Annotated in this window: 12 protein-coding genes; 4 read left to right on the forward strand and 8 right to left on the reverse strand. The window is 68.3% G+C overall.

From position 1 onward, the window contains the following. Nucleotides 1-28: 28 nt before the first annotated feature. A complete protein-coding gene (locus ACV22W_RS14335; protein WP_448020004.1) occupies nucleotides 29-832 on the reverse strand; it encodes an ABC transporter substrate-binding protein in 804 nt (267 codons plus the stop codon). Nucleotides 833-1448: 616 nt separating this feature from the next. Between ACV22W_RS14335 and ACV22W_RS14340 the strand changes: the two genes are divergently transcribed. Continuing rightward, nucleotides 1449-2315, forward strand: a complete 867-nt coding sequence (locus ACV22W_RS14340) for a LysR family transcriptional regulator (protein ID WP_448020006.1) — start codon at nucleotides 1449-1451, stop codon at nucleotides 2313-2315. A gap of 59 nt (nucleotides 2316-2374) precedes the next feature. Here the strand turns inward: ACV22W_RS14340 and ACV22W_RS14345 are convergent, their stop codons facing one another. From ACV22W_RS14345 to ACV22W_RS14355, 3 genes are all read right to left on the reverse strand, one after another. After that, nucleotides 2375-2812 (reverse strand): nuclear transport factor 2 family protein, encoded by a 438-nt coding sequence (locus ACV22W_RS14345; protein WP_448020007.1) that lies wholly within the window; start codon nucleotides 2810-2812, stop codon nucleotides 2375-2377. A 106-nt stretch (nucleotides 2813-2918) separates the two neighbouring features. After that, nucleotides 2919-4103: an amidohydrolase family protein gene (locus ACV22W_RS14350; RefSeq protein WP_448020009.1), complete on the reverse strand. Its 1185-nt coding sequence runs from the start codon at nucleotides 4101-4103 to the stop codon at nucleotides 2919-2921. A gap of 68 nt (nucleotides 4104-4171) precedes the next feature. Further along, a complete protein-coding gene (locus ACV22W_RS14355) occupies nucleotides 4172-5371 on the reverse strand; it encodes an amidohydrolase family protein (protein ID WP_448020011.1) in 1200 nt (399 codons plus the stop codon). Nucleotides 5372-5797: 426 nt separating this feature from the next. On the opposite strand from ACV22W_RS14355, the gene ACV22W_RS14360 reads away from it, so the two are divergent. Together ACV22W_RS14360 and ACV22W_RS14365 are read left to right on the forward strand one after the other, a co-directional pair. Continuing rightward, nucleotides 5798-6406, forward strand: a complete 609-nt coding sequence (locus ACV22W_RS14360) for a glycine zipper 2TM domain-containing protein (protein WP_448020013.1) — start codon at nucleotides 5798-5800, stop codon at nucleotides 6404-6406. A gap of 494 nt (nucleotides 6407-6900) precedes the next feature. Then, nucleotides 6901-7407 (forward strand): N-acetyltransferase family protein, encoded by a 507-nt coding sequence (locus ACV22W_RS14365; RefSeq protein ID WP_448020014.1) that lies wholly within the window; start codon nucleotides 6901-6903, stop codon nucleotides 7405-7407. On the opposite strand, the gene ACV22W_RS14370 is transcribed toward ACV22W_RS14365, so the two are convergent. Further along, nucleotides 7391-7693 carry a hypothetical protein gene (locus ACV22W_RS14370; RefSeq protein ID WP_448020015.1) on the reverse strand — a complete coding sequence of 101 codons (303 nt, stop codon included), beginning with the start codon at nucleotides 7691-7693 and terminating at the stop codon, nucleotides 7391-7393. The two genes, ACV22W_RS14365 and ACV22W_RS14370, sit on opposite strands and share 17 nt — an antisense overlap. Before the next feature lie 444 nt (nucleotides 7694-8137). Between ACV22W_RS14370 and ACV22W_RS14375 the strand changes: the two genes are divergently transcribed. Further along, a complete protein-coding gene (locus ACV22W_RS14375; RefSeq protein WP_448020017.1) occupies nucleotides 8138-9496 on the forward strand; it encodes an aspartate aminotransferase family protein in 1359 nt (452 codons plus the stop codon). Nucleotides 9497-9553: 57 nt separating this feature from the next. Here ACV22W_RS14375 and ACV22W_RS14380 read toward each other — a convergent pair whose 3' ends face one another. The 3 genes from ACV22W_RS14380 to hydA all read right to left on the reverse strand — a co-directional run bounded on the left by ACV22W_RS14380 (nucleotide 9554) and on the right by hydA (nucleotide 13519). Next, nucleotides 9554-10771 (reverse strand): serine hydrolase domain-containing protein, encoded by a 1218-nt coding sequence (locus tag ACV22W_RS14380; protein ID WP_448020018.1) that lies wholly within the window; start codon nucleotides 10769-10771, stop codon nucleotides 9554-9556. Nucleotides 10772-10842: 71 nt separating this feature from the next. Then, the gene (locus ACV22W_RS14385; RefSeq protein WP_448020020.1) at nucleotides 10843-12039 is read right to left on the reverse strand and encodes a serine hydrolase domain-containing protein; all 1197 of its coding nucleotides are present in this window, start codon (nucleotides 12037-12039) and stop codon (nucleotides 10843-10845) included. Nucleotides 12040-12103: 64 nt separating this feature from the next. Continuing rightward, on the reverse strand, nucleotides 12104-13519 hold the full coding sequence (gene hydA / locus ACV22W_RS14390) for a dihydropyrimidinase (protein WP_448020021.1): 1416 nt from the start codon (nucleotides 13517-13519) through the stop codon (nucleotides 12104-12106). Nucleotides 13520-13527: the final 8 nt, after the last annotated feature.

Below are 13527 nucleotides of genomic sequence, written 5' to 3' on the forward strand. Positions count from 1 at the left end.
TTGCCTGTCGATTGAATGAGTCACGGGGTCACGGTGCGGCGGTCAGCTGCTGCTTCGCGCCGTAGATGTCGAAGTCGAAATATTTCGCGGCGATCTTCTGGTACGTGCCGTTCGCGCGGATCGCGGCGATCGCGTCGTTGAGCCGCTTTTTCATCTCGGCATCGCCCTTGCGCACGCCCATCGCGACGCCGTAGCCCGTGATGCGCACGTCGGTCACGTCGGGGCCGGCGAACGCGTAGCCCTTGCCGCGCGGTGTCTTCAGGAACGAATAGCCGGCCTGCGTCTTGTCCTGGAACGTCGCGTCGAGACGGCCGTTCACCAGATCCTGATACACCTGGTCCTGGTTCTGGTACGACACGATCGTCACGCCCCTGGTCGCCCATTCGGCCTTCGCGTACGCCTCCTGCGTCGTGCCCTGGTCGATCCCGACGCGCTTGCCGGCGAGCGACGCGGCGGTCGGCAGCAGCTTCGAGCCGGCCGGCGCGACGAGCGCGCCCGGCGACGCGTACAGCTTGATCGAGAAGTCGATCTGCTTGAGGCGCTCGTCGGTGGCCGTCATCGCGGACATGATCACGTCGAACTTGCGCGCGCGCAGCGCCGGAATCATCCCGTCGAAGCCCTGCTCGACCCACACGCATTTCGCGCGCAACTGCTCGCAGATCGCGTTGCGCAGGTCGATGTCGAAGCCGGCGAGCGAGCCGTCGGGCTGCTTCGCCTCGAACGGCGGATAGGTGGGATCGATGCCCCAGCGGATCGTCGCCGTGTCCTGCGCGACCGAGACGAGCGGCGCGAACGCCAGCGCGGAAACGACGAGCTTTGCAGTGCGGTTCATGGTGTGTCCTTGTGGTCTCGACGCGGCGGGTGAGCGCCGGGCGTCCGTTGGGGAGCGTCGTGCCGGCAGGCCCGGCGCGGTACGCGAAAGACTGGGACTTCGATGAAACTGCGATGCAGTCTAGACCGCTCGATTTTCGAGCGCAAGCCGAAGGAATGAAGGTGGAGTGGACGGGCGGGAATGACGCGGAGAAATCGCGCAAAAAGAGCGATCTAACCCATCAAATATAGAAACTTGCCTGGAGTTTGCGCGTGTTCAGGCGTTTACCCGGTAATGCGCACAGCCAACGAAGAGCGTATTCGATCGAATATCCACAAGCCGGGACGACCGGAAATCGCCGGCAAATCGGAACGCCGCCCTTCGCGAGTTGCCTGGACCGCGCTTCTGACCTATACCGCATCGATGCTGCGGTCGAAGCGACTCACGTGATCGGCGTTCATACCCACCCGCGGCGCTTCCACATCATCGCCGCCGTGCACCGCAATCAGCCGCGCCGCGCAGCCGGTCCCCCGGGCGCCGGGTCCGGCGAAACCGCGATTGCCCACGGACTCGGGCCATGTTAAAAATCGTCGCGCGTATTTGAAAATGAAATGCTGCAAGCCGAAAAAGTGCCGATATGAATAGACCTTTGTTCGACCTCGACCTGTTGCGCGCGCTCGTGATGGTCGCTGACTGCGGCAGCTTCACGACCGCGTCCGCGCGTCTGCATTCGACGCAGTCGACGGTCAGCCAAAAGGTGCGGCGGCTGGAGGAGATCGCCGGGCATCGCCTGCTCGACCGCGGCACGCGCGACGTGCGGCCGACCGACGCCGGCGTGACGGTGCTCAGCTACGCACGGCGCATGATCGCGCTGAACGACGAGATGCTGGAAGCGCTGTCGGGCGCGACCGTCGCGCTGACGATCCGGCTCGGCGTGCCCGACGATTTCGCGGCGGGCCGCACGACGCATGCGCTCGCCGCGTTCAAGCGCGATCATCCGCAGGTGAAGCTCGAGGTGATGTGCGGGCTGAGCCGCGACATCTGCGCGGCCTACGATCGCGGCGAGCTCGATCTGGTGCTGATCAAGCAGCGGCGTGACAGCCGCGAGGCGGTGGTGCGCTGGCCGGAGAAGCTGCGCTGGATCGACAGTGCGCAACATCCGACGCTCGAGCTCGATCCGGTGCCGATCGTCGTGTTTCCGCCGCGCGGGCTCTATCGCGACGACATGATCAAGGCGATCGAGGAACGCGGCCGCCGCTGGCGGATCAGCTTCACGACGTCGAGCCTGAGCGGCATCCAGGCGGCCGTCGCGGACGGGCTCGGCATCAGCGTACTGCCCGCGCGCGTGGTGACCGACGACCACGTGGTGCTGACCGAGGAACACGGCGGCTTCGCGCCGATCGAGAACATGGACATCGCGATCCTGCATCGGCCGACGGCCGATCCGATGGTCAGCGAACTGACGAAGGCGCTCGCGGCGATGCTGGAGCACGAAGAGGATTGAGCGCGGCGATGCGGGTCGGTATTGACCGAGCAACCGCGTAACCGGGGATTGCACGCGCGTCAGAACATCGTGTTCCCGTTCGCCGCCTGCTCCGGCACCGGCTGGTTCACGTCCCAGTGCTCGACGATCTTGCCGTGCTCCAGCCGGAAGATGTCCATGATCGCGCTGCCGCGCGTGCCGGGTTCGCGCACCGCGTGCACGTGCAGGATCACGTAGTCGCCGTCGACGAACGACCGCTTGATCTCGCTGTGCGACTGCGGATACTTGTCGCGCAGAAACGCGACGAACTTGCGGAAGCCGTCGCGACCATCGGCCGCGTTCGGATTGTGCTGCACGTATCGGTCGCCGACATAGGCGAGCGCGGCATCCGCATCCTTGTCGTTCAGGCCTTTCTCGTAAAACGCGAGCACTGTGCGCCGATTCGCCTCCTGCCGCGCGTCATCAGGGCCGGCCGCCATCGCATGCGCGGCGGTCGCCGCGAACGTTGCCGCGGCCATCCATCTGGCGGCGCGTGCCGCCCTCGTGCGAGTGCATCGCATCGTCATCTCCCCGGAGATCAGGCTGAAGAAGGTCCGATCATACCGGCACGATGCGGCGCTCGGCTCAGACCAGCACGCCGTTGCGCGCGACGATCTTCCCCGACGACACGACAAGCCGCCGCGTCGGCCGCGCGACGACGGCCTCCGCGAACGTCAGCGCATCGACGAGCACGACGTCCGCACGCTTGCCCGCCTCCAGGCCGTAGTCGGCAAAGCCGCAGCCGCGTGCCGCGCCGTACGTCACGCAATCGAGCGCGACTTCGAGCGCGTCGTCGCGGCGGAAATCGTTGCGCATGCCGATCAGCATCGCGCGTTCGAGCATGTCGGGCGAACCGTACGGTGTCCACGTATCGCGCACGCCGTCGTTGCCGCCGATCACGGTCACGCCGGCCGCGCGGCACGCGGCGACCGGCGGCACCGGCACCGCTGCCGGCGCGGTCGTGACGATCGCGACGCCAAGTTCGGCCATCCGCGCGAGCAGCGCGTCGCGCTCGCGCTCGGGGATGTCGCCGAGGCAGAAGCCGTGGCTGATCGTGACCTTGCCGTGCATGCCGAGCGCGGCGGTGCGCTGCAGGATCAGGTCGAGCGAGTACGCGCCCATCGACCCGCGCTCGTGCAGGTGCAGGTCGAGCCCGCGGCCGTGACGCTCGGCGATCCCGAACAGCACGTCCACCGCCTCGACCGGATCGCCTTCGATCGCACACGGGTCGAGCCCGCCGAGCAGGTCGGCGCCCACGCCGAGCGCGTCGGACAGCAGCGCGGCGGTGCCGGGTCGCTTCAGCACGCCCGACTGCGGAAACGCGACGATCTGGATCTCCACCTGGCCGCGCAGCGTCTCGCGCGTCGCGAGCACGCCGTGCAGATGCCGCAGCCCGGCCTCGGTGTCGATGTCCACGTGCGTGCGGATGCGCGTCGTGCCGGCCGCGAGGAACGCGCGCGACAGCGCGAGCGATGCGGCGCCGGCATCATGGCCGCTCGTCGCGCGGTAGTTGCGTTCGTTCTCGATGCGGTCGACGAGGCGCGGCCCCATCGCGTTGCGATACCACGGCATCCCCCAGTGGGTCTTGTCGAGGTGCGTGTGGCCTTCGACGAGGCCGGGCAGCGCGAGTGCGCGCGCGCCGTCCTCGATCGCACAGCCGGCGGGCGCGTCGAGCGACGGCCCGACGCGCGCGATGCGCTCGCCTTCGATCAGGATGTCGCGCACTTCGTCGGCGCGCGTGCGGACGTTGCGGATCAGCAGGTTCGTCATGTCGGTTCCGGTGTGGTCGGTCAGTGCAAGGCCGTCACGATGCACGCACCGCGACGGCAGTCAGGTCGTTATCGCGTGAAACGCTGTGCCGGCGCGAACGGCGCCCCGGTATCGCTTTCGCCACGTCGGAACACCCAGCGTTCGGCCGGCACGCCGGCGACGGCGGCCGCCGCATTCGGCGCGCGCACCGCGACGAAGCTCGCGTCGCAGCCGACCGCGATGCCGTAGTCGGCCTTGCCGATCGCGCGCGCGCCGGCATGCGTCGCCATGTCGAGCGCGATGCCGAGCGCCTCGTCGGTGTAGAAACCGGAGCGGTAGCCGACCATCATCGCGCGCTGCAGCATGTCGCCGTTGCCGTACGGCCACCACGCATCGCGGATGTTGTCGTTGCCGGCGAACACGTGCACGCCCGCATCGCGCAGTTGCCGCACCGGCGGAAATGCGCAGTCGCCCGGCGCGTTGGTCAGGATCGACACGCCGGCGTCGGCGAGTGCCGCGGCCGCATGCTCGACGTCGCCATGATCGACCTGGCCGAGCGCATACGCGTGGCTCACGTTCACGCGGCCGCCGAGCCCCGCCGCGCGCGTGCGCGCCGCGATCCGCAACAATTGCGCGATGCCGGTTTCGCCCGGTTCGTGCAGGTGGATGTCGATCTTCGCGCCGCGCTTCTCGGCGATGCCGAACACGATGTCGAGCTGGCCGTCCGCGTCGCCGTCGAGCGTCGTCGGGTCGATCCCGCCGACCACGTCCGCGCCTTCGCGCACGGCCGCATCGAGGATCGCGGCGGTGCCCGGGCACGTCACCACGCCGGCCTGCGGAAACGCGACCAGTTCGATGTCGACGATCCCGCGCCATTGTTCGCGCGCGGCCATCACGGCCTGCAGGTTCGACAGGCCCGTCGTCGCGTCGACGTCGACGTGGCTGCGCATCGCGATCGTGCCGAACGCGGCGGCCTGCGCGATCAGCGCATTCGCGCGTTCGACGATCGGCGGCGCGGCCGCAAGCTGGCGCTTCTCGACCGCGAGCCGCTCGCGCAGCGAGCCGACCGGTTCGTGCGGCACCCAGCGGTCGCCGACGAAGCTCTTGTCGAGATGGATGTGGCCGTCGACGAAGCCTGGCAGCACGACGCGCCCGCCGAGGTCGATCGTTTCCGCGCCGGGCGCGGCCGTGCAATCGGCCCCGATCGCGACGAAGCGGCCGTCATGGACGGCGAGATTGACGGGCTGGCCGCCGGCATCGACGGCGTTGGTGAAGAAGCGATCGGTCATGACTCGGAATGTGTGGGGCGGTCGCTGCGCGACGCCGGCGCGGACGGCGGAAGAACCGCGGCGGCACGGCCCGACCGTTGGCAGGGAATGCGGTCACGATATCGGACAGGGCGGCCAGTGGCCAATTAAATGTCGCGATACGGCGCATTCGATTTCGCGATGCGCGGACGGGCGGCCGTCGGGCCTGGCGCGGCGATGGGGTGCGATCATCGGGGCGGCACCCGCATTGCCGATAAGCGTGCGCCGGCGCGGGCGCGGCCGGGCGTATCGCGCCGCCGCGCCCGGCCGCGATTTGCGCGGCAACAGACTTTACACGTTGTTACCCGGCCGCACCGGACGCGCATCCGCCCTTTCCTTATACTCACGCCGAGTTCGCCACCCGTCCCGGAATTCGTCGGCGAACACGTTGCCGATGCAGGAAACATCATGATGCGCATGCCTTCCACGAAGACCGTTCTGTTCACATCGCTCGTCGCCGTGGCGGCGCTTCCGCTGACCGCCTGTGTCGCGCCGGGCTACTACGGCGCGCAACCGGGCTATCCGCAGCAGCAATACGCAACGCCCGGTTACGCGCAGCCCGCGTATTCGCAACCCGGCTACGTGCAGCAGCCGGCGTATCCGAGCCAGGCGCCGCAGTACGACCAATACGGCAACCCGCAGTCTTATGGCGGCCAGTACGGCAACGGCTACGGCACGCAATACGGCACCGTTGCGAACATCCAGCCGATCAGCGGCTCGATCGGCACGTCGGGCGTCGCCGGCACCGTCGTCGGTGCGCTGGTCGGCGGCCTGGTGGGCAACCAGTTCGGCCGCGGCCACGGCCGCGATGCAGCCACCGTGATCGGCGCGCTCGGCGGCGCAGTCGCCGGCAACCAGATCGGCCAGCAGATGGGCGCGGCCCAACCGCCAAGCAGCTATCGGATCGACGTGCAGGTCAGCGACGGCTCGACGCGCTCGTTCGACGTACAGTCGCCGGGCAACCTGCGCCCGGGCGATCGCGTCCAGATCAACGGCAATCAGCTGTCGCGGTATTGACGTGGGGCGCATGCGCCTGAGCTGATCGGGCGCATCGCAGACGCCTCACGTCGCGTCGGTATTTCGCGCGTCCGACACCGTGCGCCGCTTCGGCGCAGCGCACGGGCGCGCATCGCTTCATCCCGTTCCTTCCGTCAGCACGGCATGCTTGTCGCGCACGGCACGGCGTCGTCACGCTCGTCACGTCGCGCGGCGCCCGCGGTCGGCCTCGCATCGAATGCAGCGGCCGGTACGTCCGCATCCGGCTCGTTTCCGCTAGCATTCGTGCGGCGCCGCGTGCGCGATTGCCTGCAGACACCGCGAACGCTCATCGATTCTCCACCCGTCATCTCCACCGCCCTTCGCACATCGATGCGGTGTTGCTTCGCGCATGCCGCTGCGGCACGTCGATCGCACAAGCAACTGCACGCGTTTCCGCTTAGCATTGCCGATGCCCAGCCGCGCGTCGCGCCGCAGATTCCGATATCCCGGCACACCAACGACAATCCCGACCGATGATCACGATCCGCCTGCTCGACGCCGCCGACGCGGCGCAATTCCAGTCCGTCCGCCTCCGCGCGGTCGACACGTCGCCGACCTCGTTCCTGCCGACCCGCGACGAAGAAGCAGGCGTCCCGATCGACGAATTCGCGGCGCGCATCACCCCGACCCACGAGCGCGCCGTGTTCGGCGCGTTCGACGACGCAACGCTCGTCGGCATCACGGGCGTGCGCCGCGACGCGCGCGCCAAGGTCGCGCACAAGGCGACGATCTGGGGCGTGTTCGTCGACGCCGCGTATCGCGGGCGCGGCATCGCGCAATCGCTGCTCGACAGCGCGACCGCGCACGCAGCGCAAGCGTGGCAGTGCACGCAACTGGTCCTGTGCGTGAACGAGATCAACGGCACCGCGGAACGGCTGTACGCGTCGCAGGGGTTCGTCCGGTTCGGCACGGAACCGCGTTCGCTGTTCGTCGACGGCCGCTTCTACGACGAACACCACATGGTCAAGACGCTGGCATGACGCGTCGCGTTCGCGCGCACCGGCAGGCGGCGCGCGAACGCTCTTCCACGCCGTTACGACACCGCTCGTCGGTGATCGTCGTGTTGATCGCCTGCCCGGCGGATGTCGGCGGCATGCCGTTGTAGTCGAACGCGACGATGCCGCCCTGCGCGGCCGACGGATTGCCGGCCGCCTGCGTGACGAAGACGAGCGGCACGCGCACGTTGATCGAGCCGTCCGCGCGCAGCGCGCTGCCGTAGAGGCCGCCCTTCAGATTCATGCCTTTCGGCAGTGTGATGTCTTTCACGGGCGAGTCCTTCACGTCGCTGCGGCACGCTCCGACTTATACGTCGTCATACTACGTTGCGTGATCCAGACGCGGCCGAAATCAGGGAAAATTCTGCCTCCAGTTTAATTTCACATATGTGAGCGCACACTCACACAGAAGCAGAGAGATACGTTGTCGTATATTTATGCGCACAAACTTCGATTGAAAGTCCCTGCCCGATCACGCCTGACCGCGGCACGGTCTTCCTCGCCGATGTCGGATAAGCAGCTCGACCAGCAACGATGCCTTCCAGCGGACCGCATGCGCCACGGCATACCACTACGATAGGCGCGAAACCTCATACCCGAAATTCGCCGCGAACATGCCGCATTCACATGCGCATCGGTTTCGGTGATTCCGCGTCTGTTCACCCCCCGTTCGCCACGCTATCGTTTCCCCATCTTCACAGCCCAGGAGTTGCCTTTGCCTTCCCGCCACGGAGTCGACCTCATCCGCGCCCGCGCACTGTTCGATCGCGAGCGCCGTGCATTCACCGAAGCCATGCCGATCTCCCGCGCGTTGTCCGCGGAAGCGTCCGAGCATTTGCTGTTCGGCGTGCCGTTGCACTGGATGCAGGACTGGTCGACGCCGTTCTCGCTGGTCGTGAAGGAGGCGCGCGGCGCGACGTTCATCGACGTCGACGGTCATCGTTACGCGGACTTCTGTCTCGGCGACACCGGCGCGATGTTCGGCCATGCGCCCGAGCCGGTCGCGCGCGCACTTGCCGAGCAGGCGACGCGCGGCTACACGACGATGCTGCCGAGCGAGGACGCCGCGTGGGTCTCGCGCGAACTCGCGCGCCGCTTCAAGCTGCCGGTCTGGCAATTCGCGCTGAGCGCGAGCGACGCGAACCGCTTCGTGCTGCGCTGGGCGCGCGCGGCCACCGGCCGCAATACGATCGTCGTGTTCAACGGCTGCTATCACGGCACGGTCGACGACGTATTCGTCGATCTCGTCGACGGCCGCCCGGTGCAGCGCGACAGCCTGCTCGGGCAGTCCTACGACCTGCTCGCGAACACGCGCGTCGTCGAGTTCAACGATCTCGACGCGCTCGAAACGGCGCTGAAGGACGGCGACGTCGCGTGCGTGCTCGCCGAGCCGGCGATGACGAACATCGGGATGGTGCTGCCCGATCCGGGCTTCTGGGAAGCCGCACGCGAACTGACGCGCCGCTACGGCACGCTGCTCGTGATCGACGAAACGCACACGATCAGCAGCGGCCCCGGCGGCTACGCGGCCGCGCACGGTCTCGAACCGGACGCGCTGGTGGTCGGCAAGCCGATCGCGGGCGGCGTACCGTGCGCGGTCTACGGGTTCAGCGCCGAATTCGCGGCCCGCGCAAAAGAGGCGAAGTTGAACGCGCCGCCCGGCCATTCCGGGATCGGCACGACGCTCACCGCGAACATGTTGGCCATGCATGCAATGCGCGCGACGCTCGCCGAAGTCGCGACCGATGCCGCGTATGCGTACATGTTCGAACTGGCCGCGCGACTCGCGACCGGGCTCGAACGGGCGATCGCGAAACACGGGCTGCCGTGGTGCGTGACGCGCATCGGCGCGCGCACCGAGTTCCAGTTCACGCCCGTGCCGCCGCGCAACGGCACGATCGCGGGCGAACAGCTCGACAGCGAGCTCGAGCACATCGTGCATCTGTACCTGCTGAACCGCGGCGTGCTGATCACCCCGTTCCACAACATGATGCTCGTGTGCCCGCAAACGACGGCCGACGACGTCGATACGCTCGTCGCGCAGTTCGACGCATGCCTGGGCGAACTGGCGTGACGTGATGCAGCGTGCGTTCGGCTCGCCCGCGGCGGCAAGCCGAACGCACGCCCGGTGCTACTTCGGCAGATCCGTCGGATCGACCTGCGTGCCGGGCACGCCTGCGGTGCGCGCGCTCGCTTCAAGCTCGTCGCGCAGCGCCGCACGCGTGCCGCTGCCGCCGGAATCCTGCCCCGACGCACTGCCACCATCGAGTGCCGGCAGGATGTAGCCATTCACCATCCGGCGGAACAGCTTCACGTTCTCCGCGTCGCGCAGGCCGCCGTCCACCGGCAGCACGCCGGTCATCACGATCACTGCATTGCGCTTCGGCAGCACCGTGATGAATTGCCCCTTGAAGCCCATCGCGTCGAATTCGGGCTCGCTCGCGACGATGTTGTTGATCCACCAGTAGTAGCCGAAATGCGGCGACACGCGCGGCGACGTCATCTGCGCGATCCACACCTGCGGCACGACCTGACGCCCCTGCCAGCGCCCGCCGTCGAGCACGAGCATGCCGATCTTCGCCATGTCGACCGCGCGCAGCCGCAGCCCCCAGCCGGCCGATACGAGCCCCGTGCGGTCCGCGCGCTCCCATGCGGCGCGCTTCATGTCGAGCGGGCCGAACAGATGCGCCTGCGCATAGCGCTCGACGGGTTCGCCGGCCGCCGCGCTCAGCATCGCCGACGCGAGGATCGGATTCACGTCGGTGTACTCGAACGTGGTGCCGGGCGCGACCTTCGGTGCCGCCGACGCGGCGAGCTTCAGCCGGTCCGGCGCGGTGTAGTAGATCGGGTCGTCCTTCGGGCTGAAGTCGTAATGCAGGCCGCTCGACATCGACAGCACGTGCTTCAGCTCGATGCCGCGCTTGTCCGCGAGCGCGTCGCCGAGATCGGGGCGCCATGCGGCGAGCCGCGCGGCCACCGGCTCGTCGAGATGCACGGCACCGCGACCGACCAGGATGCCCGCGACGAGCGACGTCACGGCCTTCGTCACCGAATACAGTTCGTAGGTCGAATCGCGCGACGCGTTCGCCCCGTAGCGCTCGAAGATCAGCTTGCCGTCCTTCACGACGAGCAGGCTGTACACGTCGAGCTTCTGCTCCCGAATCCAGCGCGACAGCTCGACGAGCTTGCGCGACTCCACGCCGACGTCTTCGGGCGCGGCCGCCGCAAGGCCGGCTTCATGCAGCGGCGGCAGCGCATCGTCCGCATGCACCACGGACGGCACCGGCGCCGACGCCAGCACGCCGCCGCCGATCAGCAGCGCCGCCACCCGCGCGAGCAGCCGTCGCATGAAAGGCGCCGCGGGACACCGCCCATCGCGACGCCACGTGGACGAAGGGTCAATTACATGTGCAATCCTCATCAAATCTCCGGCGCATCGTTGAACGCGGCGGCGGTGCCGGGCACCCCCTTCGTCCGACGGCTGCGCGCGAGTTCGTCGCGCAGCGCCTGCGTGGTTTCCGCGCGCTCGACCGGCGGCTGCGCGGGCGTGAGCGCCGGCAGGATGTAATCGCCGACCATCCGTCGATACAGGTTCAGATAAGTCGCGTCGCGCAGGCTGCCGTCAGTCGGCAGCAGGCTCGTCATCACGACGACCGCGCGTTGCGCGGGCAGCACCGTGATGAACTGCCCCTTGAAGCCCATCGCGCCGAATTCCGGCGTGCCGTGTTCGACGACGTGGCTGATCCAGCAGTAATAGCCGTAGTCGGCCGCGGCCGGCGACGGCGTCGTCATCTGCCGGACCCAGCCGGCCGGCACGATCTGCTTGCCGTCCCAGCGGCCGTTGTCGAGCAGCAGCATGCCGATCTTCGCCATGTCGACGGCGCGCAATCGCAGGCCCCACCCGCCCGCCACCGCGCCGGTGCCGTCGGCGCCGCTCCAGCGGTAATGCGCGAAGCCGAGCGGCTCGAACAGACGCTTGCGCGCGAAGTCGTCCTCGCGTTCCCGCGCGGCGATCGACACGGCCGTGCCGACCAGCACCGGGTTCACGTCGATGTAGTCGAAATGCGTGCCGGGCGCCTGCGCGGCCCGGCTCGTCACCGCGACGCGCAGCCGGTCGGGCGCGTCGTAGTACAGCGGATCGGTGCCTTCGCGCGTCGTGTAGCGCAGGCCGCTCGACATCGACATCAGATGCCGCAGTTCGATGTCCTGCTTGTCCGCGAGTTCGCTCGCGAGATCGGGCCGCACGGCCGCGATCAGCGGCGCGACCTTCGTCGACGGGCCGAGCTTGCCCTCGCCGTCGAGAATGCCGGCGAGCAGCGCGGTGATCGTCTTCGTCACCGAATACAGCTCGTAGTTGTTGTCGCGCGTGAGGCCGTCGCCGTAGCGCTCGAACACGATCTTGCCGTCCTTCACGACGACGAGGCTGCGCACGTCCATCCGGTCGCGGCGCAGCCATTCGGACATCCGCACGAGCGGCGCCGAATCGACGCCGGCCGCTTCGGGCACGACGCTCGGCAGGTCCTGTGGCGCGCCGCCCGCAGCCAGCACCGGGCCGCCGCACGATCCGGCGACGATCGCGGCGGCCGCGATGCCGCGCATTGCGAGGGAAACGCTCATCCTTGCTCCTGTTGAAACGCGCGCCCGCCGCATCCGGCGGGCCGTTGCGTCGAATCCCGCGAAGTCAGTCGAGACACGGCTTGCCGGCCGGCAGGAACCGCCCGCGCCCCGGCTCCGCCGCGAGCAGCCGGCCGTCCTCGACGAGCAGCTCGCCGCGCGCCAGGCAATGACGCGGCCAGCCCGTCACCTCGATCCCCTCATAAGGCGTGTAGTCGACCGCATGATGCAGCGACGCATTCGCGATCCGCACGCGCTTGTCCGGATCCCACACGACGATATCCGCATCGGCGCCGACCGCGATCGTCCCCTTGCGCGGATACAGCCCGTACAGCTTCGCGGGCCGCAGCGACGTCAACTCGACGAACTGATGCAGCGACAGATGCCCCTTGCGCACGCCGTCGAACAGCAATGGCAGGCGCGTCTCCAGGCCCGGGATTCCGTTCGGGATATGGTCGAACGACACAGCCTGCCCGCCCGGATGCTTGCCACACGGGTCGTCGTAGTTGAACGGCGCGTGATCGGACGAGAATACCGAGAATACGCCCTGCTTCAGCGCCTTCCACACGGCCTGCTGGTTGGCCGGGTCGCGCGGCGGCGGGCTGCATACGCATTTCGCGCCTTCGTAGCCTTCGTGACCGTGATGACCGAGGTCGGCTGCCGTCAGATACAGGTACTGCGGGCAGGTTTCGGCAAGGATCGGCAACCCGCGCGACTGCCCCCAGCGGATCTGCTCGATCGCCTCGGCGCCCGACACGTGCACGATCAGGATCGGCACATCGACGAGTTCCGCGAACGCGATCGCGCGATGCGTCGCCTCGCGCTCGACCACCGCCGGCCGTGCATGCGCATGGAAATGCGGCGCGACGTGGCCGTCGCCGAGCAGCCGCTCGGTCAGCCAGCCGATGCAGTCCGAGTTTTCCGCATGCACCATCACGAGCGCGCCGTGCTCGCGCGCGACCGACAGCACGTCGAGCATCTGCCGGTCGTTCAGCTTCAGGTCGTCGTAGGTCATGTACACCTTGAACGACGTGTAGCCGTTCGCGATCAGCCGCGGCAACTCCTCGGCCAGCACGTGCGGCGTCGGATCGGCGACGATCAGGTGAAAGCCGTAGTCGATCAGCGCGCGCCCTTCCGCGCGCCGGTGATAGTCGTCGACGGCCGCCTGCAGCGACTGCCCCTTCGCCTGCGCGGCGAACGGCACGACGGTGGTCGTGCCGCCGCACAGCGCGGAGCGCGTGCCGGACAGGAAGTCGTCGGCCATCTTCAGCCCGTCGGGCATCGGCTGGTCGAGATGGCAGTGCGCATCGACGCCGCCCGGCATCACCAGCATCCCGGTTGCATCGAGCTCGCGCGGCGCGCGCGGGAGCCCGTGGCCGAGCATGGCCACGCGCCCCGCGCGGATGCCGATGTCGCACGAGAACCGGTCCGCCGCCGTCACGACATCCGCGTGACGGATCACGAAATCGAGATCGTTCGACATGGCGCGCG

This window comes from Burkholderia sp. AW49-1 (assembly GCF_053427845.1).